19 protein-coding genes and 1 pseudogene are annotated in these 21,749 nt (G+C 65.2%); 13 read left to right on the forward strand and 7 right to left on the reverse strand.

The annotated features are described in order from the left end of the window. Positions 1-71: 71 nt before the first annotated feature. From repA to OU682_RS05605, 3 genes are read left to right on the forward strand one after another with little or no spacing between them, the layout of a single operon-like run. Positions 72-1,256 carry a plasmid partitioning protein RepA gene (gene repA / locus OU682_RS05595; RefSeq protein WP_268941108.1) on the forward strand — a complete coding sequence of 395 codons (1,185 nt, stop codon included), beginning with the start codon at positions 72-74 and terminating at the stop codon, positions 1,254-1,256. Beyond that, complete coding sequence (gene repB, locus OU682_RS05600) at positions 1,256-2,164, forward strand: plasmid partitioning protein RepB (RefSeq protein ID WP_268941087.1); 909 nt, start codon at positions 1,256-1,258, stop codon at positions 2,162-2,164. Before repA ends, repB begins: the two co-directional genes overlap by 1 nt. A 46-nt stretch (positions 2,165-2,210) precedes the next feature. Then, positions 2,211-2,648: a hypothetical protein gene (locus OU682_RS05605; RefSeq protein WP_268941088.1), complete on the forward strand. Its 438-nt coding sequence runs from the start codon at positions 2,211-2,213 to the stop codon at positions 2,646-2,648. A 75-nt stretch (positions 2,649-2,723) separates the two neighbouring features. Here the strand turns inward: OU682_RS05605 and OU682_RS05610 are convergent, their stop codons facing one another. Next, on the reverse strand, positions 2,724-3,200 hold the full coding sequence (locus OU682_RS05610) for a nucleoside deaminase (RefSeq protein ID WP_268941089.1): 477 nt from the start codon (positions 3,198-3,200) through the stop codon (positions 2,724-2,726). Between the two features lie 434 nt (positions 3,201-3,634). Here OU682_RS05610 and OU682_RS05615 point away from each other — a divergent pair, with 434 nt between their 5' ends. The 3 genes from OU682_RS05615 to OU682_RS05625 all read left to right on the forward strand — a co-directional run bounded on the left by OU682_RS05615 (position 3,635) and on the right by OU682_RS05625 (position 6,024). Further along, positions 3,635-4,060, forward strand: a complete 426-nt coding sequence (locus OU682_RS05615) for a YciI family protein (protein WP_268941090.1) — start codon at positions 3,635-3,637, stop codon at positions 4,058-4,060. A gap of 184 nt (positions 4,061-4,244) precedes the next feature. Continuing rightward, positions 4,245-5,489 (forward strand): RNA polymerase sigma factor, encoded by a 1,245-nt coding sequence (locus tag OU682_RS05620; RefSeq protein ID WP_268941091.1) that lies wholly within the window; start codon positions 4,245-4,247, stop codon positions 5,487-5,489. Positions 5,490-5,682: 193 nt separating this feature from the next. Beyond that, the gene (locus tag OU682_RS05625) at positions 5,683-6,024 is read left to right on the forward strand and encodes a hypothetical protein (RefSeq protein WP_268941092.1); all 342 of its coding nucleotides are present in this window, start codon (positions 5,683-5,685) and stop codon (positions 6,022-6,024) included. Positions 6,025-6,099: 75 nt separating this feature from the next. Here OU682_RS05625 and OU682_RS05630 read toward each other — a convergent pair whose 3' ends face one another. Both OU682_RS05630 and aqpZ read right to left on the reverse strand, forming a co-directional pair. Continuing rightward, positions 6,100-7,938 carry an amidohydrolase gene (locus OU682_RS05630; protein WP_268941093.1) on the reverse strand — a complete coding sequence of 613 codons (1,839 nt, stop codon included), beginning with the start codon at positions 7,936-7,938 and terminating at the stop codon, positions 6,100-6,102. Between the two features lie 214 nt (positions 7,939-8,152). After that, a complete protein-coding gene (gene aqpZ, locus OU682_RS05635; protein ID WP_268941094.1) occupies positions 8,153-8,890 on the reverse strand; it encodes an aquaporin Z in 738 nt (245 codons plus the stop codon). Between the two features lie 577 nt (positions 8,891-9,467). Between aqpZ and OU682_RS05640 the strand changes: the two genes are divergently transcribed. Further along, entirely contained in the window at positions 9,468-10,826 is a 1,359-nt protein-coding gene (locus OU682_RS05640; protein ID WP_268941095.1) for a winged helix-turn-helix domain-containing protein, read from the forward strand. A 59-nt stretch (positions 10,827-10,885) separates the two neighbouring features. Here OU682_RS05640 and OU682_RS05645 read toward each other — a convergent pair whose 3' ends face one another. Both OU682_RS05645 and OU682_RS05650 read right to left on the reverse strand, forming a co-directional pair. Then, positions 10,886-12,352: an NAD-dependent succinate-semialdehyde dehydrogenase gene (locus tag OU682_RS05645; RefSeq protein WP_371832208.1), complete on the reverse strand. Its 1,467-nt coding sequence runs from the start codon at positions 12,350-12,352 to the stop codon at positions 10,886-10,888. Beyond that, complete coding sequence (locus tag OU682_RS05650; protein WP_268941096.1) at positions 12,352-13,629, reverse strand: 4-aminobutyrate--2-oxoglutarate transaminase; 1,278 nt, start codon at positions 13,627-13,629, stop codon at positions 12,352-12,354. Before OU682_RS05650 ends, OU682_RS05645 begins: the two co-directional genes overlap by 1 nt. Positions 13,630-13,765: 136 nt before the next feature. Here OU682_RS05650 and OU682_RS05655 point away from each other — a divergent pair, with 136 nt between their 5' ends. Continuing rightward, the gene (locus tag OU682_RS05655; RefSeq protein WP_268941097.1) at positions 13,766-14,338 is read left to right on the forward strand and encodes a cupin domain-containing protein; all 573 of its coding nucleotides are present in this window, start codon (positions 13,766-13,768) and stop codon (positions 14,336-14,338) included. A 104-nt stretch (positions 14,339-14,442) separates the two neighbouring features. Here the strand turns inward: OU682_RS05655 and OU682_RS05660 are convergent, their stop codons facing one another. Beyond that, positions 14,443-15,372 carry a LysR substrate-binding domain-containing protein gene (locus tag OU682_RS05660; RefSeq protein WP_268941098.1) on the reverse strand — a complete coding sequence of 310 codons (930 nt, stop codon included), beginning with the start codon at positions 15,370-15,372 and terminating at the stop codon, positions 14,443-14,445. A 169-nt stretch (positions 15,373-15,541) separates the two neighbouring features. On the opposite strand from OU682_RS05660, the gene OU682_RS05665 reads away from it, so the two are divergent. The 5 genes from OU682_RS05665 to OU682_RS05685 all read left to right on the forward strand — a co-directional run bounded on the left by OU682_RS05665 (position 15,542) and on the right by OU682_RS05685 (position 21,227). Next, complete coding sequence (locus OU682_RS05665; protein WP_268941099.1) at positions 15,542-16,291, forward strand: SDR family NAD(P)-dependent oxidoreductase; 750 nt, start codon at positions 15,542-15,544, stop codon at positions 16,289-16,291. 13 nt (positions 16,292-16,304) lie between these two features. Then, positions 16,305-17,147 (forward strand): transketolase, encoded by an 843-nt coding sequence (locus OU682_RS05670; RefSeq protein ID WP_329609777.1) that lies wholly within the window; start codon positions 16,305-16,307, stop codon positions 17,145-17,147. After that, positions 17,147-18,184, forward strand: a complete 1,038-nt coding sequence (locus OU682_RS05675) for a transketolase family protein (RefSeq protein ID WP_371832209.1) — start codon at positions 17,147-17,149, stop codon at positions 18,182-18,184. Before OU682_RS05670 ends, OU682_RS05675 begins: the two co-directional genes overlap by 1 nt. Positions 18,185-18,272: 88 nt before the next feature. After that, positions 18,273-19,295 carry a TRAP transporter substrate-binding protein gene (locus tag OU682_RS05680; protein ID WP_268941100.1) on the forward strand — a complete coding sequence of 341 codons (1,023 nt, stop codon included), beginning with the start codon at positions 18,273-18,275 and terminating at the stop codon, positions 19,293-19,295. A gap of 45 nt (positions 19,296-19,340) precedes the next feature. Further along, positions 19,341-21,227, forward strand: a complete 1,887-nt coding sequence (locus OU682_RS05685) for a TRAP transporter large permease (RefSeq protein WP_268941101.1) — start codon at positions 19,341-19,343, stop codon at positions 21,225-21,227. 218 nt (positions 21,228-21,445) lie between these two features. On the opposite strand, the pseudogene OU682_RS05690 reads toward OU682_RS05685, so the two are convergent. Continuing rightward, a pseudogene (locus OU682_RS05690) lies at positions 21,446-21,749 on the reverse strand (heterodisulfide reductase-related iron-sulfur binding cluster); the annotation flags it as partial.

A 21,749-nucleotide genomic window follows, 5' to 3' on the forward strand; every position in this document is an offset into this window, starting at 1 on the left:
TAAACAGAATAATACGGGGCAAAGCGTAACAACCGCCCCGCACCATGGGCAGGGACGGGGACATGGGCTACATGCCGCTGAAGACGCGTATCGACAAGCTGGTCGGCGGCCATGCCGCAGCCTTGTCCGAACGTCTGCAGACACATCGCGAACAGCTGTTCCCGCCCGATGCAAAGCGCGTGTTACGCAAGTTCACCTCGGGCGAAGTCGCCGATCTTCTGGGCGTCAAGGATGCCTATCTGCGCAAGCTGGATCTTGAAGGCAAGGGTCCTTCGCCCGAGACGCGCGCCGGGGGACGGCGCTATTACAGCCCCGCCGACATTCAGGCGCTGCGAGAACTGCTGGAAAAGGGCGCTAAATCTCCTGGGACATACCTGCCGGGGCGGCGGCCGGGGGACCATCTGCAGGTCATCACCGTGATCAACTTCAAGGGCGGCTCCGGCAAGACGACGACCGCCGCGCATCTGGCGCAGAAGCTGGCCCTGGACGGCTACCGCGTCCTTGCCATCGACCTGGACCCACAGGCCAGCCTGTCGGCGCTGCACGGGGTGCAGCCGGAACTCGACCTGCCGGATGGCGGCACGATCTATGATGCGATCCGCTATGATGACCCCGTGCCGCTGCGCCGGGTGATCCAGCACACCTATTTCACCAATCTGGACCTGATCCCCGGCAATCTTGACCTGATGGAGTTCGAGCACGCAACCCCCATGGCCCTGCGGGAACGATCGGGCAGCTATTTCTTCACCAGGATCGGCGACGTTCTGGCCGAGGTCGAGGCCGACTATGATGTCGTCGTGATCGACTGCCCGCCGCAGCTGGGGTTCCTGACCATGTCTGCCCTGTCGGCCGCGACCGCGATCCTTGTGACCGTGCACCCGCAGATGCTGGACGTGATGTCGATGTGCCAGTTCCTGTTGATGACATCCAATCTTCTGGGGGTCGTCGCCGATGCGGGGGGCAGCATGGATTATGACTGGATGCGCTATGTCGTGACCCGCTACGAGCCGGGCGACGGTCCGCAGAACCAGATGGTCAGCTTCATGAGATCGATGTTCGGCGAGCACGTCCTGAACCATCCGGTGCTGAAATCCACCGCGATCTCGGATGCGGGGATCACCAAGCAGACCCTCTATGAGGTTGAAAAGTCGCAGTTCACCCGCGCCACCTATGAACGCGCGATGGAAAGCCTGAACGCCGTCAACGGCGAGATCGAGGGGCTTGTTCAGGCGGCCTGGGGCCGAAGGGGGGCATGATGGCACGCAAGGACCTGCTGAAGGGCCTGATGGCCGCACCTTCCACCCCCGAGGAGGCGCGTGCCCCCCTGCCCCGGTCGGACCGCGGCGCCATCGGGGCCGTGTCGAAGTCCATCAGCGAGTTGAAAAGCCGCGCCATCATCGAGGTTCCGGCCGAGATGATCGACAATGCCGGACTGGACGACCGGCTGGACGACGACCCGCAGGGGATCGAGGACCTGGCGGCGTCGATCCGCGACTATGGCCAGCAGGTTCCCGTGTTGCTGCGGCATTCCCCCCGTATCGAGGGGCGCTATGACGTGGTGTTCGGACGGCGGCGGGTGGTGGCGATGCGCCGCCTGGGGGTCCCGGTCAAGGCGATGGTGCGCGACCTCAACGACCGCGACATGATCATGGCACAGGGGCAGGAAAACTCGGCCCGCAAGGATCTGAGCTTCATCGAGAAGGCAAATTTCGCCAAGCAGATGACTGCCGCAGGCTATGACCGCAAACTTGTCTGCGATGCGCTGTCCATCGACAAGACGGTCATTTCCCGCATGCTTTCGGTCATGGACGCGCTGCCCGAAAAGCTGATCCGGGCCATCGGTGCGGCACCCTCGGCGGGACGTGATCGCTGGCTGGCTCTGGCACGGAAAGCCAGGGGCCGGTCCGTCCCGGAACTTGTGGCTGCCGCGCGGGGCGCCAATTCGGATGCCCGCTTTGCCGCTGTTTTCGCGGCGATCAGCGCGCCCCCTGCCGCGCAGAAGGCGCAGATTCTGCAGGCTGACGACGGCGCTGTCCTGGGCCAGGTCCGTCGCAGCAAGACAAGAACAGTGATCGAGCTTGAGGCCGGCGGACGCGATTTCGCGGACTGGTTGGTCGACAATCTTTCCGAGGTTCACCGCGCGTGGCTGCAAGGGCGGGCATAATCGCGGGGAGGCTGTTTCCGACCCGGCATTTTGCGGATTGCTGTTGTTGACAGCTGTCAACGGCCTCGGTTCTCGAAAGAGTTTATCCGAGATCACCAAGGGGCATGTTTCAACGATGCCAAAATGGCGGTGGCTGGCCTGCTCGCCAAAACTTACCGCTTGCATTCTTGGATGCATGAACATAACAGGAACAGACTGGCCTGAGCCAGATCGAAGACCTGTGTTTCTGAAAAGGTCACTGTCTTGGGTGCATATTGACGCTCCACTCACAAAAGAACTTTTGGAGGAGTTCGGCGTGGCAAGAGAGGCAACAAACCCTTTCGAGAGGATCGACGACCAGCATGGGGGAAGCTGGCATTCGATCGGCGATCTCGCCAGACTTCAGCTGGCCGCTCATGCTCCGCAGATGGCAGGGGTAGTGCAGGACGGCATCTTCCCCGATCAATTGCAGCCGGCAGCAGCTGTCACGAGACGCGCTGCCTGAGGTCCAGGTCAGCAGGTTGCCTTGATCGCAACATCGAACCGCTGGCGATGCGGCCCCAGTCTTGTGCCAGATGGGTCAGCCGGAATGGGACTGGACGTGAAGCTCGCGGACCTGCCGTGCGAACTCCTCGACCGGGCCATCAACCCTGGTGTCGCGGATGACATCGCCGATGGGTAGGGGCCTGACCGGGAGCGGGCCAACACCCAATTGGGCCAGCCACTCTGCCGTCTGCGCCGCCGAGCTTGCATAAACAATACGGCCAAGACCGACCCAGCCATGGGCGGCCGCGCACATCGGGCAGTGTTCGCCCGAGGTATAGACCGTCGCTTTGGCGCGATCCTCGGCAGTCATGTTGCTGGCGGCCCATCGTGCAATGGCAAATTCCGGATGCTGGGTGTGATCGCCGCCTGCTATGCGGTTGTGGTCCTCGAACAGGACCCGGCCGTCCTCGGACACAAGGACCGATCCGAACGGCTCGTTCCCGCTGGCAAGCGCCTGAGCCGCCAGTTCCACGCAGCGTTGCAGATGCTGGCGATCGCGATCGTCGATCATGGAGTTTCCTTGCTGACTGTAAATGCCGAAGCGTTGCAGGGAACGTCCATCTTTGCAACGGGTGCCCGGCTGTTGACACTGTTTTGCCGCCTCAGGCTGGCCCCGGTGCTGTTGCAATGGCAATGAACTTCCGAATCCGAAACATGAACTGCAGGCTGAACGCCGGCCTTGGCCTTGAAGCTGCCGCCCCCACATTGGGGTCGTGACGGCTGCCGCTCAACGTCCTGGCGGCGCTTATCGGATTGTCGCCGGTCGCGGCCGACGGTAGCGGCCGCGTTTGCCATACAGCCCGGCCTGTTTCGCGCGCTCCAGGCCGATCCGTGCTATGTGATCCCGAAGGACACGTAATTTTTCACATGATGTCGGGATGGCTCGGCTTCCTGCGTCTTTAGTCCGGACGGCGGCAGGCGCCGGTCCACCAGGGGAGAAGACAGATGCGCGTGATGGTATTCGTGAAGGCGACCGAAAGCAGCGAGAAGGGCGAAATGCCCTCGGCCGAGATGCTGGAGGCGATGGGCCGGTTCAACGAGGAACTGGCCGATGCGGGGATCATGGTTGGGGGCGACGGGCTGAAACCCTCGAACCAGGGAAAGCGGATCGCCTTCGACGGCCCTTCGCGGCTCGTCATCGACGGTCCGTTTGCCGAGACCAAAGAACTGGTGGCAGGCTACTGGCTGTGGAACGTCCGCGACATGGACGAGGCCATTGCCTGGGCCAAACGCTGCCCGAACCCGATGCCGGGTCCAAGCGAGCTGGAAATCCGGCCGCTCTATGAAATGGAGGATTTCGCCGAGACCTTGACGCCGGAACTTGCTGAACTGTTCGGCCGCACGGATGAGAAACTGGCCAAGAGCGACTGAGCAGCCGATGTCTGGTTTCTTCACAGGGCGATGCGGCTGTCGCGTGATCCCTGCCCCGGTCCGGTTAACCCCCGCCCGTGCCGCCGACAGGATGCGGTCGTCCGGACGGGGGACACGCGCGAGCCAGTGGGTTTTGTCGAAGCCCATGACCTGATCCGTCACTCTGACAAGGCAACCATCTCTGATGACCAGGAAACCTGAACCAAGCTGGATCGAGGCGCGCCTGGTCGCTGCAAGGCCAAGAGCCGTCGCGGCCCTGCTCCATTGGTTCCGCAATCTCGATCTTGCCGAGGAGGCCTTTCAGGAGGCCTGCCTTCGGGCGCTGAAGACCTGGCCCGAGAAAGGCCCGCCCCGGGACGCGGCGGCCTGGCTGGTCATGGTGGGGCGCAACGCCGCACTGGATCAGCTGCGGCGAAGGGGGCGTCTGGTTTCGCTTCCGCCCGGCGACCCCGCCTTCGGCGGCGCGACCGAGCCGGACATGGCAGAGCGGCTGGATGCCAGCGGTTACCAAGACGACATCCTGAGGCTGCTCTTCGTCTGCTGCCACCCCGATCTGCCGGCCACGCAGCAGATTGCCCTGGCGCTGCGGATCGTCTCGGGGCTACCGGTGTCGCGCATCGCCGCGGCCTTTCTGGTCACCGAAAGCGCCATGGAACAGCGCATCACAAGGGCAAAGGCCCGTATCGCCAAGGCAGGCATCCCCTTTGAGCCCCCCTGCCCCGCCGAACGCGCCAGGCGGATCGAGCTCGTCGCGGCCATGCTCTATCTTGTCTTCAACGAGGGTTATACCGATGCCCATCCCGACAGCGAACGCTTAGGGCTTTGTGCCGAGGCGATCCGTCTGGTGCGGCTGGTGCTGCGGATGTTTCCTGCCGAACCCGAAGTGATGGGCCTTCTGGCGCTGATGCTGGTCCAGCATTCGCGCCAAAAGGCCCGTTTTGCTTCATCAGGCAGGCCGATCCTGCTGGAAGACCAGGACCGCACACGATGGGACCGCAGGATGATTGCCGAGGCGGCAATACTGCTGGGAAAGGCAATGCGGAGCCAGGATCCCGGACCATACCAGATCCAGGCCGCCATCGCATTGCTTCATGCACAGGCTGTCCGTCCCGAGGACACAGACTGGGCCAGGATCGAGCAACTTTACGCAGCCCTGGAACAGGTCGCGCCGTCCCCCGTGGTTACGCTGAACCGCGCAGTGGCCGTGATGAAGCGCCACGGACCTGAGACGGCGCTTGCCCTGACCCAGCCACTCGCGCAGCCGTTGAACGGCTACTTCTATTATCATGGGTTCCGTGGCACGCTCCTACGGCAGCTGGGCCGCATCGCCGAAGCCCGCGAAGCCTTCGGGCAAGCCCTCGTCCTTGCCAACACTCCTGCCGAAGCCGCGCATATCCGGGAGGAACTGGAGCAGCTGCGAGAACGGTAGGGAATAGTCGCGGATCCGAAGGCCATCATCCTCACCCTCATCGACACGTTGCTCGGGTACCAGTTGCGGGTGCGATCATTTCGGCCCGCCATGCTCGGGCAGAACGAGCCCCAAGGCACAAGAAAATGTCACGTGACAGGCGGTTGGCTGTCAGCAATGGTTCTGTCGCATTGCAGACAAAGGATATTTTTGCATGAAAACCGTTCTTGCAGCTGTCGCGCTCGCCATCCTTGCTGCCCCTGCCTCGGCTCAGCTTTACAGCCTCGATGCCGCGAACTGCGCCATCGGTCCGGGCGGCGAAGGTGTCCTTCGCATCGGATCGGGCGAGTTCAGCCTGACCGATACGGACTATAGCCGCGTCGGGGGCAAGCGGGATCTGGGCAATGGCTGGTTTCAGGCTGTCTACGCCATGAGGGCGGAAGGGGTGGAAGCGGGGCGCGAAGCCATTGCCATGCAGATCACCGATGAAGCGGTCACGCTCCGCTTTGTCGATCGCGACGGCGCCCCCGAATTTCGTGCCGCAGCCTGCAACTGACCGTCACGGCAAGGCGGCTTCAACTCGCGATGGCGCATCAATCGGATCGCCCGTTTGGAATGGTAGCCGTTCCTGTCACTCTCTTTCCGCCAGGAAGACCGTCTCGCCCTCCTTCAGGGTCTGCTCTACTCGGACGTCCTTGATCTCCATCGGATCGACTTTCAGGGGATTGCGATCAAGGATGACGAAGTCGGCAAGCTTGCCGGCTTCGATCGTGCCCTTGCGGCCCTCCTCGAAGAACTGCCAGGCCGCATGATCGGTGATGGCCTTGAGCGCGACATAGGGGCTGACCCGCTCCTCCGGGCCCAGCACCTGGCCGCTGCGCGTGATCCGGTTCACCGCCGTCCAGACCAGGAACATCATGTCCGGCGGCACGACCGGGCTGTCGGTGTGGTTGGTGAAGCGCAGGCCAAGCCCGGCAGCCGTGTTCATGGCGCTGATGCGCGACGCGCGCTCGGGGCCCAGGACCGAGTCGCGGTGCCAGTCGCCCCAGTAGAAGGTGTGGGCGGTGAAGAAGCTGGGGATGATGCCAAGCTCCTTCATCTCGGCAAGCTGGTCGGGCCGCGCGGTCTGGCTGTGGATCATGACAGGGCGCAGATCAAGGTCGCCATGGAGGGCGCGGGCCTTGCGCACCGCCTCGATCATCATCTCGCTCGCGGCGTCGCCGTTGCAGTGGACGATGAGTTGCACCCGGTTGCGGTAGGCCGCGTCCATCCAGGCGTCCAGCCGCTCCTGCGTGAGCGTGGGATAGCCCCGATAGCCGGCGTCCTGGCCTTCGGGCGGAACGAGGTATGGCTCCGACAGGTAGGCGGTCTTGCCCTGCGGCGAGCCGTCCATGGTGATCTTGATCCCCGCGATCTTGCTGTGGCCCACATAGACCCCGACCGGCAGCCGCCCCGTCGCCGGATCCCTTAGGCTTGCCTCGGCAGGCAGGGGCTCGGGTGGTGTCGTGCGGCCCATGTTGGACTGTGCCGAGCCGGGGGCAAAGTACTCGACCCCTTCCACGGTTTCCTCGCCATCGAGCACCTTGTCGAAGAGCTGGAAAGTCGGATACGAGATCAGGTCGAGGCGCAGCACCCCTTCGGCGTTGGCGCGCCGGATGTGTCCGAGCGTGTCCGGCATGCTCATGTGATCGGCCGCCGTGGTGAGGCCGTAGCTCGCGTACATCGTCTGGACCGCGTCCAGTCGCAGGGCCCATTCCTCGTGGTCCGGCTGCCGCTTCAAGGCGAAGAACGGCATCATTGCCTGTTCCTCGATGACGCCGGTCAGTTCTCCGGCACCGTCCCGCCGGATGACGCCCCCGGCCGGATCGGGGCTGTCCTTCGTGATCCCGGCCAGTGCCAGGGCGGCGGAGTTGGCGACGAGCAGGTGCCCCGAGGCGTGAACGGCGACAAGCGGGATCTCGGCCGAAACCGAGTCGAGTTCGGCCCGCGTGGGGTGGCGTTTCTCGGCCAGCAGGCTGTCGTCATAGCCCGACGCCATGAGGGCGGTGCCGGGCTCGGGGGTTTCGCGGGACAGATGATTGCGGAACTGGGCGAGCAGGCCGGGGATGTCCGTGACCTCGCCCACCGGCGGCGGGCTCAGGTTCGGCTGGCCCCACATCGTGACGTAGTCCGGCATATGCCCGTGCGCGTCGATGAAGCCCGGCAGCATGGTGCGCCCGCCGAGGTCCACCTCGACGGCGGAGGCCGGGGCCGCTGCCCGCGCTTCCGCCAGCGATCCGGCCAAGGCGATACGGCCGTCCTGCACAAGCACCGCCTCGGCGTAGGCGGGCTCGTTGCCCACCATCGTCAGGATGTCGCCGCCGTGATAGAGCGCCGCCGGACCCTTCGCCGCTGCGCCCTGTGGCCAAGCCCGCAGGTGGGGCGCCGCAGCGCCGCCCGCCAATGTCGCCAGGAACGTCCTGCGCTTCATCTTGTGATCCTCCCCCTTTGCCTGTCGTCGTCATCCATCCAATCGGTGGCCCGCATGCCCTGTCGGACTCGCGCTCAGGCAGGCGGCTTGAAGATGCAGCAGAGCCCCTGGCCGACCTGTCCGGGCCGGGCCGTGTCGCGACGGGCAGATGCCGCTCCGGGCCGAAGTCCGGCCGCTTTGCGGAACCGGACGCATGGCACCTTTGCACCCGCCCTTACTCTGCCGGATGGCGCGGCGTCGCAGCTTGCGGGCCCGAGGTGTCGAGTTTCCGGTCCGACAAAAGCGCGTTCCAGGTGACCGCCCCCAGGGCGGCACCCAGGAGCGGCGCCACCCAGAAGAGCCACAGCTGCTTCACCGCGCCCGTCTCTGCCAGAAAGGCCACGGCGGTGGAGCGCGCGGGATTGACCGAGGTGTTGGTGACGGGAATGGAGATCAGGTGGATGAGCGTCAGCGCCAGCCCGATCGCGAGCGGAGCAAAGCCCAAGGGCGCGCGGGCCGAGGTCGCGCCCAGGATGACGATCAGGAAGGCCGCCGTCAGAACCACCTCGATCAGGAACGCCGACATGAGGCCATAGCCCCCGGGCGAGAGCGCGCCATAGCCGTTCGACGCGAAGCCGCCAGCAGTCCAGTCGGGTGCGCCGGACGCGATGAGATAAAGCATGATGGCGCCGACCAGCCCGCCGGTCACCTGCGCCGCCCAGTAGCCCGGCAGGTCCGACCAGGGGATGCGGCCGGCCGCTGCCAGGCCCAGCGTGACAGCCGGGTTGAAGTGCCCGCCCGAGATCTGGCCTACCGCGTAGGCCATCGTCAGCACCGTGAGACCGAAGGCCAGCGAAACGCCAGCGAAGCCGATGCCCAGCTCGGGAAAGCTTGCGGCCAGCACTGCGCTGCCGCAGCCGCCGAAGACCAGCCAGAACGTGCCGAAGAACTCGGCGGAAAGCTTGTGAACCATGATGTGCTGTCCTTTGTAACGGGTGTTGAGAACCGGTTCAGCCGCTCGCTGCGCGCCAGGAGGGCGGCCATCAGTTCCACGGGCAAGGGCGTCCTGGCGCGGATCTTCCGGGTCGGTTCGGCAGCGGACGTGAAGTGCAGGTCCTCCCCCGGGGTCACAGGGGTTGGTGTTGTCGCAGCGGCCCCCTTCATCAGGTCCCGGCGCGTGCAAAAGGCAGCTTCGTCGCGACTGTCCATCAGGATGCCTCCTCATCCGACGGACTCAGGCTAGCAGGGGAACTGCACGCAAACCTTATGGAGACCTTACGTTCAAAGGGTCCCACTGACACCCTTCTGCTATGCCAGATACGGGCGGGCCCATCGGCAGGCAGCGCCGTCAGCCTTTCGGATGCCGGACGAACAGGCCAAGGACCTGCAAGCTGTGGCCTTGGAGCGGCTGTCGGAAGCGAAGGCGATTGTTGAGAAAAGAGCTGCAATTGCATAAGCTGCTTGCCGGAGCCAGCCCCGGCAAGTCGCGGAACCTGCGATGCGATCACCGGTGTCGGCCCAAGTCGGGCCCGCCGGGGAGACAGGGCGACATGAGACCAAGGGGGACGGTCCAGGCGGGTGACGGTTGGGTGGGCAATGGTGACACCCCGCCGCCGGCCGCGACATTGGCCCGGTTTGGTGGCTTCACGCTGGAGAACGGCCTTCTGCGTCACAAGGACGAGGTGGTCCGCCTGCCCCCCAAGGAAACGCGGCTCCTCGCTTGCCTGGTCGAGGCCTCGGGCGCCATCCTTCCCGTGGGCCTGCTGCTGGACCGGGTGTGGGGCACCGAGCCTGTCGGACCCGAGAGCCTGACGCGGTGCCTGTCGATGCTGCGCACCCAGCTGGCCCGCTTCACGGCCGAGCCGGTCATCGAGACCTTCCACCGCCGGGGTTACCGGCTTGCCTTGCCCGTCAAGCACTACACCCTGGAGTCCGGCGGCACGCTCAATCCGATCTGGCAGACGTCTTTCCGGCAGGCCGAGGAACTGTTCTTGCAGGCGCTGCAACTGTTGGGACGACGCAGCCGGATCGAGTTCGCCATGGCGCAGGAGCGGCTTGGGAAATCCGTCGCCATCGATCCCAACTACCTTCCCGCCCTGACCGCCATCGGCGACCTTCATATCGCCTCGGCAATGCGGCGTTACGATCACCCGCGCCTGGCGGGCCAGCGCGCTGCCGCCGTCGCCTGCGACACCATCAAGCGCTTTCCCGAAGCTGGCGGCGCCAAGGCGATCCTGGGATTTTCGCTTGCGGTCATCGAGGGGAAGGACGAGGGTTTCGCGCTTCTGGATGACGCGGTGCGCCTTGATCCGGAAGGCTGGCTCATCCGGTTCTACCGGGGATGGGCACTGGGAGGCATCGGCCGTTTCGACGAGGCCCTGGCCGACATGGTGGCGGGCCTGCGCCTGAGCCCGATGAACCCCGGCCTCATCGGAGCCTATGGCCATGTGCTCTTTTGCGCCGGACGCGCGCAGGACGCATTGGCGGTCCTGCGCGAGGCCGTCCAGGTTCTGCCGCTCACGACGACCGTTCATGCCGCCTTGGCGGAAGTGGCAGGCTGGCTGAGCCTCCATGACGAGGCCCTGGCCCATGGACGCCTGACCGAAACGCTGTCCGAGGGCTCATCGAGCCTGTCAGGCGTGTTCGCCTATGCGCTGGCACGGGCCGGAAGGACGGATGAAGCCCACGAGACGATCGAGCGTTTCACGTCTTCCGGGGACCTTGGCCCCATTCCCTCCCTGATCGCTCCGGTTTACCTGGCCCTGGGCCACCCTAATCTCGCCAAGGCAGCGCTGGCCCGGGCCGAGGAGGAGGGCTGCACGTTCCGCCACCTCGCAAGATGGGATCCGCGCCTGTCGAACCGACCGAGTTCCGGGGACGCAGGACTGCAAGTCCTCCCTTGCCCCTGAAGCGGTCAAGCCGCGCCGAGACAGGCAAAAAGAAGGCCGCCCATCCGGGCGGCCCCATCTCAGATCGACAGGCACATGTATTTGATCTCGAGATAATCCTCGATACCGAAGTGGCTGCCCTCGCGACCAAGGCCCGACTGCTTGACGCCGCCGAAAGGCGCCACCTCGGTCGAGATCAAGCCGGTGTTCACGCCTACCATGCCGACCTCCAGTGCCTCGGCCACGCGCCAGACGCGGCCGAGGTCGCGGGAATAGAAATACCCCGCAAGGCCGAATTCGCTTGCGTTTGCCAGGGCAACCGCCTCTTCCTCGGTCTCGAAGCGCCAGACCGGAGCGACGGGGCCGAAGGTTTCCTCGCGCGCGATCTTCATTGCAGCCGTCATGCCGGCCAGCACGGTCGGCTGGAAGAAGGTACCGCCAAGGGCGTGACGCCCCCCGCCCGTGGCAACGCTCGCGCCATGGGCGCAGGCATCGGCGACATGATCCTCGACCTTGGCAAGGGCAGCCTGGTTGATCAACGGACCGACCGCTACCCCATCGGACTGGCCGTCGCCCACCTTCAGCGCCGCCACGCGTGCCGTCAGTCTTTCGACAAAGGCGTCATGGACCCCCGACTGCACATAGATGCGGTTGGCACAAACGCAGGTCTGGCCGGCATTGCGGAACTTGGCGGCCATGGCGCCATCGACTGCCGAATCCAGATCGGCGTCGTCGAACACGATGAAGGGGGCGTTCCCGCCCAACTCCAGCGACAGCTTCTTGATGGTCTCGGCGCCCTGCCGCATGAGGATCTTGCCGACGCGGGTCGAGCCGGTGAAGGTGATCTTCGCGACCTTGGGGTTCTCGCAAAGCTCGGATCCCATTCCTGCCGCGTCAAGGCCCGGCACGATGTTCAGCACCCCGGCGGGAAACCCGGCACGCTCGGCAAGCACGCCAAGCGCCAGGGCAGAAAGCGGCGTGAACTCCGACGGTCGCGCAACCATGGTGCAGCCTGCCGCCAGCGCCGGGGCAATCTTGCGCGCCAGCATGGCATTCGGAAAGTTCCAGGGTGTGATCGCACCGACGACGCCCACCGGCTGTTTCAGCACCACGATGCGCTTGTCGGGCATGTGGCCGGGGATGGTGTCGCCATAGACGCGCTTGGCTTCCTCGGCGAACCATTCGACATAGGCTGCGCCGTAGGCGATCTCACCCCGCGCCTCGGCAAGGGGCTTGCCCATTTCGGCCGTCAGGATGCGGGCAAGATCCTCCTGGTTGGCCATGATCAGGTCGTGCCAGCGGCGCAGGTGTGCTGCGCGTTCCTTGCCGGTGCGCGCGGCCCATCCCTTTTGCGCCGCATGGGCCGCGTCGATCGCATCGCGCGTCTCAGGCACGCCCATGTCGGCGACTTCCGCCAGCAAGGCGCCTGTCGCGGGATTGACCACCTTGAACAGGCGATCGCCCTTGAAGCGCATCCCGTTGATCATGCCGCTGCCCGTCAGCAGGGAGGGATCGGCAAGGTCCAGGACGTTGTCGTGGTCCAGCATCATGCACCCCTCGCAGCGGCGATGGAGTCCTCGAGGATATCCATCGCTTCCGAGAAATGCGCCTCGTCGATCGTCAGCGGCGCGAGGAAGCGGATGACGTTTCCATAGGTGCCGCAGGTCAGCAGGATCAGCTTGCGATCCAGCGCCTCCATGCGGATGCGGTTCACCAGGTCAGGATCGGGCGTCTCGCCGTCGGGGGTGGTAAACTCGGCCGCGACCATGAAGCCAGGGCCACGCACCTCGGCCAGTTCGGGCGTGGTGGCGCGGATCGCCTCGAGGCGCTGGCGCAGGCGCGAGCCCAGTTCATTGGCCCGGGCGCACAGGTTTTCCTCCTCGATCACGTCCAGCACGGCATGCGCGGCGGCAATGCCAAGCGGGTTGCCGCCATAGGTGCCGCCCAGGCCCCCAGGGCCTGCGGCGTCCATGATGTCGGCACGGCCCGTGACCGCGGCCAGGGGCAGGCCGCCGGCCAGGCCCTTGGCCATCGTCGTGATGTCGGCGGCGATGCCATGCTGTTCCATGGCAAACAGCGTGCCGGTGCGCGCAAAGCCGGTCTGCACTTCGTCGGCAATCATGACGATGCCATGCTTGTCGCAAAGCGCCCGCACGGCGCGCACGAAGTCGGTCGGTGCCGGGTTGAAGCCGCCCTCGCCCTGAACGGGCTCGAAGATGATCGCGGCGACACGGGCCGGGTCAAGATCGGCCTTGAACAGCTTCTCGATGCCAGCCATCGCGTCCTCGGTCGTCGCGCCGTGCAAGGCGACCGGGAACGGAACGTGGAAGACATCGGGCATCATCGCCCCGAAGCCCGTCTTGTAGGGCTGGACCTTTCCGGTCAGCGCCATGCCCATGAAGGTGCGGCCGTGGAAACCCCCGCCAAACGCAATGACCGCGTTGCGGCCGCTATGCGCGCGGGCGATCTTGACAGCATTTTCCACCGCCTCCGCCCCGGTGGTCACGAACAGCGTGCGCTTTTCGAAGTTACCGGGGACGGCTGCGTTCAGACGCTCGGCCAGGCGGAGGTAGTTCTCATAGGGCAGCACCTGGTGGCAGGTATGGGTGAATGCCTCGGCCTGCGCCTTCACGGCCTCGATGATCCTGGGGTGGCAGTGGCCGGTGTTCACCACGGCGATGCCGGCCGCGAAATCGATATAGCGGGTGCCCTCGACATCCCAGACCTCGGCATTGCAGGCCCGGGCGGCATAGACCTGGGTCTGCATCCCCACGCCACGGGCAATGGTCGACTGACGCAGTTCGGCAAGTTGGGTGTTCAGCATGGGGAAATCTCCTGTGGTCCGGGAAAAATCCCGGATGCCCTTGCATCTGCACTGTTCAAAATCATTCGGAAAGTCTAATTCTTTGTGCAGCTAGAGCGCTGATTCTATTGACGCAAAATCAGGATCGTTCAGGATCATGAACAGAGATAACAGTGACTTGGGCGATCTGCGGTTGGGGGCTCGCCTGCGAATCCTGCGCGAACGTGCGGGCCTGTCGCAACGGGCCCTGGCCAAGCGTGCCAACGTGACCAACGCGACGATATCCCTGGTCGAGGCGGACAAGATGAACCCGTCGGTCGGGGCACTGCGGCGCATCCTTGACGGCATTCCGGTCAGCCTGTCCGAGTTCTTCGCTTTCGAACCCGAGCCCGAGCAGACGATCTTCTACCAGGCAGACGAATTGCCGGATCTGGGCAAGGGCAAGCTGTCGCTGCGCCGCGTCGGCCACAGCCAGTTCGGCCGCGCCATGACCATCCTGCACGAGCGCTACGAGCCCGGAGCCGATACGGGCCGGGTCATGTATCGGCACGAAGGCGAGGAAGGCGGCGTGGTCATATCCGGCCGGATCGAGATCACCGTCGGAGAAGAGCGCCGCATCCTGGGCGCAGGCGACGCCTATTATTTCGACAGCCGCAGGCCGCATCGCTTCCGGCAGATCGGAACCGAGCCCTGCGTCATCGTCAGTGCCTGCACGCCGCCGACGTTCTAGACCCTTGGTCTTGTCACGATCCGGGCGACACCTTCGCGCCTCGACCCTGCTTGATGGGGTGAGTAATCCCGTCGTCACCAAGGTGGAATGTCGCGCGGTGTTCCTTACCTGGTCAATCCCGCAAGAAAGCCTTCCCACCAGGCGCAGGTCTTGTGCAGCTCGCCGAACAGCCAGTTCTCGAACAGGCCGACCATGCCTGTCCCAGACTTCGTTCGCAGCGCCAGCAGGCCGTGGCCATGCACGCGCATCGCGGTTTCGGGCAGGACCACCACCAATTCGCCGCTGCGCAGCTCCTGTTCGGCCAGCAGCATGCTGTCGAGACATACCCCCAGGCCATCGGCCGCCGCGCGGATCGCCATGAACGAGCGGTCGAACGACGGTCCCCGCGTCAGGTCCAGCCGTGCCCGCCGGTTTCGTCGGCTCCAGTCGCGCCAGCCCAGGACGTTGATCTGGCCGTGGATCAAGGTATGCGCGCCCAGATCCTCCACCCGGTGGATCGGGCGGGTTCCGTGGGCCAGCCGGGGTGAGCACATGGGCACCACCACATCGTCGGGAAAGGGGCGGATCACCGTGCCCGCAGGCGGCGAGCCGGGATTGTAGCGGATGTCGATGTCGATGATCCCCTGGGCCAGGTTCACCGGGTTGACCGAGGATTGCAGCCGAAGGTCGATCTCGGGGTACAGCTCGCCAAAGGCAGACAGCCGCCTCATCAGCCACTGCGTGCCGAAACTAGGCGTCGAATGGATGGTCAGCGCCTTGGATCGCTGCGCCGTGGAGGCTATCCGCGTCGCAAGATCGATCTGCGCAAAGGCCGCCATCACCTCGGCCGCATAGTCCCGGCCCACATCGGTCAGGATGACGGAGCGGTGGATGCGGTTGAACAGCGCGACCCCCAGCTGGTCCTCGAGCAGGCGAATCTGGTGGCTGATGGCGGACGGCGTCACCGCCAGCTCGTCCGCGGCCAGCGCAAACGAGCCTAGGCGCGCGGAAGCCTCAAAGGCTTGAATTGCCTTGATCGATATGCGCCGGAGCATGGTTTCCCAACATGAATATAGCTCATCTATAGGCGACTTTATTCATTTTTCATGTTCGCGCAAAAATTTTAATCTTCCTTATCGGCCTCTTCAGGCTGGCAGAGGACACCCGGACCACCTTGGGAGAGGTCATCCGGTCACACCAAAATCGATCAAGGGAGGATGCCAGATGCTTCTGGCTGACAAGCTGTGCATTATCACGGGCGCCGCATCGGCGCGAGGCATCGGTCGGGCGACGGCCCGGCTGTTTGCCGAACAGGGCGGAACGGTGGTGATCCTGGATCTGGACGCCGATGCCGCCACTGCGGCCGCCGCGGACCTGGGCGCGGCCCATCGCGGCCATGCCTGCGACGTCACCGACAAGGCCGCCTGCGCGGCGGCGGTCGCCAGGGTCGTTGACGAGTTCGGTCGCGTGGACGTGCTGATCAACAATGCGGGCATCACCCAGCCGGTCAAGACCCTGGACATTGACGACAAGGGCTATGACGCCATTCTGGACGTGAACCTCCGCGGCACGCTCTACATGAGCCAGGAGGTGATCCCGCACATGCGGAAGCAGAAGGCGGGATCCATCGTCTGCATGTCCTCGGTTTCCGCGCAGCGCGGCGGCGGCATCTTCGGCGGGCCGCATTACAGCGCTGCCAAGGCGGGCGTGCTTGGCCTTGCCAAGGCCATGGCGCGCGAGTTCGGACCGGACAACATCCGCATCAACTCGGTCACGCCCGGCCTGATCCAGACAGACATCACCGGAGACAAGCTGACCCCGGACCTAAGGGTCAAGATCCTTGAGGGCATTCCGCTGAACCGCCTTGGCGATGCGCAGGACGTGGCGCGAGCCTGCCTGTTTCTGGCGTCCGACCTTGCATCCTACACCACCGGCGCCGTGCTCGATGTCAACGGCGGCATGCTGATCCACTAAGGGAGGAAACCCCGTGACCACACAGATCGGACATAACACCGACCTGCCGGAACGCGCCTATCGCATTCGCCGCAACGCGCTGCGGATGGGCGAGGTGCAGGGCCAGGGCTATATCGCACAGGCGCTGGACATCGCCGATGTGCTGGCGGTGGCCTATTTCCACGCGATGACCTATCGCCCCGAGGACCCGCATTGGGAAGGACGCGACCGCTTCCTGTTGTCCAACGGCCACTACGCCATCGCGCTTTATGCCGCGCTGATCGAGGCGGGCATCATCCCCGAGGACGAGCTGGAAACCTATGGGGCCGATGGCTCGCGCCTGCCCATGTCGGGCATGGCGGCCTATACGCCGGGAATGGAGATGTCGGGCGGCTCGCTGGGCCTTGGGATGTCGATTGCGGTGGGCATGGCCCTGGGACTGAAGCGCAAGACGTCCGGCAATCGGGTCTATGTTCTGTTCTCGGATGGAGAACTGGACGAGGGTTCCGTCTGGGAAGCGGTCATGTCGGCGGCACATTACGGGCTCGACAACCTGATCGCAGTCGTGGACGTGAACAACCAGCAGGCCGACGGCCCCTCGACCGAGATGATGGGCTTCGAGCCCTTGGTGGACAAGATGGAGGCCTTCGGCTGGTTCACCCAGAGGGTCGACGGCAACGACATCGACGCGGTGCGCGATGCCTTCGACGCTGCCAAGGCAAGAAACGCCGGCAAGCCCAGCATCATCATCGCCGATACGCTGATGGGCAAGGGCGTGCCTTTCCTCGAGGCGCGCGAGAAGAACCACTTCATCCGTGTCGAGGAGCACGAATGGCAACTGGCGCTGTCGGCGCTTGATCAGGGGAGGACGGCGTGATGGCCGATATCAAGACCGCGGCCCCTGAGGCCAGGACCGAAGCCGCCGAGGTGCGACCGAAGAAGAAGCTGACCACATCGGCCATGATCGCCTCGATCGCGTCCGAAGGACAGGAAACCCGCCCCGCGCCCTTCGGCCACGCCCTGGTCGAGGCGGCGCGTGCGGACGAGCGCATCGTCGGCATGACCGCGGACCTGGGCAAGTACACCGACCTGCACATCTTCCGCGAGGCCTTCCCCGACCGCTACTACCAGATGGGCATGGCCGAGCAGTTGCTGTTTGGCGCCGCGGCCGGACTGGCGCATGAAGGCTTCATCCCCTTTGCCACCACCTATGCGGTCTTTGCAAGCCGCCGCGCCTATGACTTCATCCACCAGACCATTGCCGAGGAAAACCTGCCGGTGAAGATCGCGGCGGCCCTTCCCGGCCTGACCTCGGGCTATGGACCCAGCCACCAGGCGACCGAGGATCTGGCGCTGTTCCGGGCGATGCCGAACATGACGGTCCTGGATCCCTGCGATGCACTGGAGATCGAACAGGCGGTGCCAGCGATGCTGGCCCATGATGGCCCGGTCTACATGCGCCTTCTGCGCGGCAAGGTGCCGGTAGTGCTGGAGGAATACGGCTACCGGTTCGAGATGGGCAAGGCCAAGATCATCCGCGGGGGCACCGATGTGCTGGTCATCTCGTCCGGCTTGACCACCATGCGCGCGCTGGAAGTGGCCAGGACCCTGGAAGCGGACAAGGTCTCGGTCGCGGTGCTGCATGTGCCGACGATCAAGCCCCTGGATACCGAGACCATCCTGCGCGAGGCAGGCAAGACCGGGCGCATGGTCCTGGTCGTCGAAAACCACACCGTCGTCGGCGGCCTGGGCGAGGCGGTTGCACGCGTCCTGCTGCAGGAGGGCATGGCCCCGAAGTTCCGCCATATCGGTCTTCCGGACGAATTCCTGGCGGCGGGCGCCCTGCCCACCCTGCACGACCGCTACGGCATCTCGGCCGACGCCATCGCCGCCAGCATCAAGGGCTGGCTCTGACGCCTGCCCGGCCGCACCCGGACGGTGCGGCCGGTCCTTGCCGGGGCAGAGGAGGTCCACGGCAAGGTCACCCAATCAGGAGGAGAACATGACCCATTCTGCCAAGGGCTTCAGCCGCCGCGCCATTCTGGCGGGTGCCGCCGCCTTTCCGCTGGTAAACATCCTCAGCCGCCCCGCCGACGCGGCCGAGTTCAGGCTGAAATACGCGACCGGCCAGGATCCGACCCATCCCGTCAACATCCGTGCGCAAGAGGCTCTGAACCGCATCCGCGAGGCGACCGGGGGCCGGGTCGAGATCCGCCTCTTTCCCGCCAACCAACTGGGCGCGGACACCGACCTGCTGGCCCAGGTCCGCAGCGGCGCGGTCGAGTTCTTCAATGTCTCGTCGCTGATCCTGGCGACATTCGTTCCGCTGTCCAGCATGACCAGCCTCGGCTTTGCCTTCAAGGACTACGACACCGTCTGGCAGGCGATGGACGGGCCCTTCGGTGACCACCTGCGCGCCGAGATCGCCAAGCGCCCGATCTTTGCGATGTCGCGCATCTGGGACAACGGCTTCCGCCATATCACCTCGTCGGGGCGCGAGATCCGCACGCCCGAGGATCTGGACGGCTTTCGCCTGCGGGTTCCGCCCGCCCCCATCCTGACCTCGCTTTTCCAGTCGCTGCGGGCCGGGCCCTCGCCCATCAACTTCAACGAACTTTACACCGCGCTCCAGACCCGCGTGGTCGAGGGGCAGGAAAACCCGCTGGCGATCATCTCGACCGCGCGGCTTTACGAGGTGCAGCAAAGCTGCAGCCTGACCGGCCATGTCTGGGACGGCTACTGGGTGCTGGGCAACAAGCGGGTCTTCCAGACCCTGCCCGAGGATCTGCAGCAGATCATCATGACCGAGATCGACCGCTCGGCCCTGGATCAGCGCGCCGACATCGCCAGGCTGAACGACAGCCTGCGCGCCACGCTGCAGTCCAGGGGCATGACCTTCCTGGACGTGGACCAGGCGGCGTTCCGCGACACGCTGTCGGGGACAAGCTTCTACGCCGACTGGCGCGCCAAATACGGCGATTCCGCCTGGGAACTGCTTGAACAGGTCGCGGGCAAGCTGGGCTGACGCCCGACCGTCGCAAAAATCAGGGAATGTTAGGGAGGGAACATCATGAATATTCCCAGTGAGACGACTGCCGTGGAGGAACTCGGCGCTTTCACGCGCCACGAGCCGATTGCCTGGCTGAACCGGCTGGACCGCATCGTCGGCCACATTGTCGAGGTGCCTGCCGCATTGCTGGTGCTGGCCGAAGTGGTCATCCTGCTGATGGGCGTGATCTGGCGCTATGCCCTGCATCATCCGCTGGTCTGGTCGGACGAACTGGCCTCGATCCTGTTCGTGTGGCTGGCCATGTTGGGCTCGGTCGTGGCGCTGCGGCGCGGCGAGCACATGCGCATGACGGCCGTGGTGGGGATGCTGTCGCCGCGGCGCCGGGCCTTTCTGGACCTGATCGCGATCGGCGCGGCATTGGCCTTTGCCGCGCTGATCCTCTACCCATCGGTGATCTTTGCCGAGGAAGAGATCTGGGTCACGACCCCCGCCATGGGTATCGTCAACACCTGGCGCGCCTCGGCCCTGCCGGTCGGCTTTGCCCTGATGATCCTTGTGGGCGCCATCCGGCTGTTCCGCGTGGGAACCGTCCGGGACGTGGCGATGGCCCTTGGCGCCATTGTCGCGGTGATCGCGGTTTGCAGCCTGCTTGAGCCGCTGCTGCGGCCGCTGGACAACTGGAACCTGCTGATCTTCTTCGTCCTTGGCGTCGGTGCCCTGGTCTTCCTGGGCGTGCCCATCGCCTTTTCCTTTGCGCTGGCGACCTTCGGCTATCTGGCGCTGACCACGAGCACGCCCACGCTGGTCGTTGCCGGGCGCATGGACGAAGGGATGAGCCACCTGATCCTGCTTGCCGTGCCGCTGTTCGTTCTGCTGGGCCTTCTGATCGAGATGACCGGCATGGCCCGCGCCATGGTGGGCTTCCTGGCAAGCCTGCTGGGCCATGTGCGGGGCGGGTTGTCCTATGTGCTGATCGGCGCGATGTATCTCGTCTCGGGCATCTCGGGGTCGAAGGCCGCCGACATGGCCGCGGTGGCCCCCGCCCTGTTCCCCGAGATGCGCAAGCGCGGCGCCAAGCCGGGCGATCTGGTCGCGCTTCTGTCCGCGACGGGCGCGCAGACCGAAACGATCCCGCCCTCGCTGGTGCTTATCACCATCGGCTCGGTCACGGGCGTGTCCATCGCCGCGCTGTTCACCGGCGGCCTGCTGCCCGCCGTCGTTCTGGCCCTGACGCTGGCGGCCCTCGTCTGGTGGCGTTATCGCAACGAGGACCTGTCCGGCGTGCGCCGCGCCAGCCGCGGCGAGATCGCCCGCGCGTTTGTCATCGCCATTCCGGCGCTGGCGCTGCCCTTCATCATCCGCGCCGCCGTCATCGAAGGCGTCGCCACCGCCACCGAGGTCTCGACCATCGGCATCGCCTATACGGTGCTGGCGGGCATCCTGATCTATCGCCAGTTCGACTGGCGGCGGATCTATCCGATGCTGGTGGATACCGCATCGCTGTCGGGCTCGATCCTGCTGATCATCGGCGCGGCGACCGGCATGGCCTGGGCTTTGACGCAGTCGGGCTTTTCCAGCAGCCTGGCGGAGTTGATGAAGAACATGCCCGGCGGCATCCCGGTGTTCCTGGCCGTGTCGATCATCGCCTTCATCGTGCTGGGCTCGGTCCTGGAGGGCATCCCTGCGATCGTGCTGTTTGGCCCGCTTCTGTTCCCGATTGCCCGCGCCGTCGGCGTCCACGAGGTCCATTACGCAATGGTCGTGTGCCTTGCGATGGGGATCGGGCTTTTCGCCCCGCCCTTCGGCGTCGGCTACTATGCCGCCTGTGCGATCAGCCGGATCCACCCGGACGAAGGCATGAGGCCGATCGTCGGCTACATGATCGCGCTGTTTATCGGCCTGGTCATCGTGGCAGCCGTCCCCTGGATCTCGGTCGGGTTCCTCTAGGCCGCCCCTTGAGCCGCGCGAAGGCGGACGCCCCGAAAGGGGCGTCCGAAGCATTGACCGGCTTGGCGTATCCGCAAGGAGCAATCGACCGGAAGTGCCCGGGGTCGTCCGAAGGCGTTTCAGGCATTGCAGCATCGGTCGACGGTGCCGTTTCAGGTGTCGAAGACGGTGATGGAGAGCAGATAGGCCCGGATGTTCCAAAGGATTCACCTTGCCCGCTATGCGCGCAGCCTATCGGCGATCATCCCCAGGGGATGGCGCAGGCCCTTGCCGCTGAACCGCTCGGCTTGGCAGCGACAGGAAAACCCGGTGGCAAGGACCGGCGCCTCGCCCTCGACCTGATCGCGCCATGACATGTTGTAGAGCCTGCGCGACATGGCCTGATGCCGTTCCTGATGCCCGAAAAGCCCCGCCATGCCGCAGCAGCCCGATGCCGTCGGCGCGACCTTCAGCCCGATGGCCGCAAAGACCTGCGCCCAAAGCGCGCCCGCGTTCGGCAGCGCGGTCTGTTCGGTGCAATGC

Origin of the sequence: Paracoccus benzoatiresistens (assembly GCF_026913015.1) — a bacterium.
GTDB lineage: Bacteria > Pseudomonadota > Alphaproteobacteria > Rhodobacterales > Rhodobacteraceae > Paracoccus > Paracoccus benzoatiresistens.

Coding starts and splice junctions, on each gene's coding strand:
- OU682_RS05665 (WP_268941099.1), top strand. CDS start 15,542: ATGCTTCTGGCTGACAAGCTGTGCATTATCACGGGCGCCGCATCGGCG.
- OU682_RS05610 (WP_268941089.1), bottom strand. CDS start 3,200: ATGATCGACGATCGCGATCGCCAGCATCTGCAACGCTGCGTGGAACTG.
- repA (WP_268941108.1), top strand. CDS start 72: ATGCCGCTGAAGACGCGTATCGACAAGCTGGTCGGCGGCCATGCCGCA.
- OU682_RS05620 (WP_268941091.1), top strand. CDS start 4,245: ATGACCAGGAAACCTGAACCAAGCTGGATCGAGGCGCGCCTGGTCGCT.
- OU682_RS05685 (WP_268941101.1), top strand. CDS start 19,341: ATGAATATTCCCAGTGAGACGACTGCCGTGGAGGAACTCGGCGCTTTC.
- OU682_RS05615 (WP_268941090.1), top strand. CDS start 3,635: ATGCGCGTGATGGTATTCGTGAAGGCGACCGAAAGCAGCGAGAAGGGC.
- repB (WP_268941087.1), top strand. CDS start 1,256: ATGGCACGCAAGGACCTGCTGAAGGGCCTGATGGCCGCACCTTCCACC.
- OU682_RS05655 (WP_268941097.1), top strand. CDS start 13,766: ATGAACAGAGATAACAGTGACTTGGGCGATCTGCGGTTGGGGGCTCGC.
- OU682_RS05630 (WP_268941093.1), bottom strand. CDS start 7,938: ATGAAGCGCAGGACGTTCCTGGCGACATTGGCGGGCGGCGCTGCGGCG.
- OU682_RS05650 (WP_268941096.1), bottom strand. CDS start 13,629: ATGCTGAACACCCAACTTGCCGAACTGCGTCAGTCGACCATTGCCCGT.
- OU682_RS05645 (WP_371832208.1), bottom strand. CDS start 12,352: ATGCTGGACCACGACAACGTCCTGGACCTTGCCGATCCCTCCCTGCTG.
- OU682_RS05680 (WP_268941100.1), top strand. CDS start 18,273: ATGACCCATTCTGCCAAGGGCTTCAGCCGCCGCGCCATTCTGGCGGGT.
- OU682_RS05675 (WP_371832209.1), top strand. CDS start 17,147: ATGGCCGATATCAAGACCGCGGCCCCTGAGGCCAGGACCGAAGCCGCC.
- OU682_RS05625 (WP_268941092.1), top strand. CDS start 5,683: ATGAAAACCGTTCTTGCAGCTGTCGCGCTCGCCATCCTTGCTGCCCCT.
- aqpZ (WP_268941094.1), bottom strand. CDS start 8,890: ATGGTTCACAAGCTTTCCGCCGAGTTCTTCGGCACGTTCTGGCTGGTC.
- OU682_RS05640 (WP_268941095.1), top strand. CDS start 9,468: ATGAGACCAAGGGGGACGGTCCAGGCGGGTGACGGTTGGGTGGGCAAT.
- OU682_RS05660 (WP_268941098.1), bottom strand. CDS start 15,372: ATGCTCCGGCGCATATCGATCAAGGCAATTCAAGCCTTTGAGGCTTCC.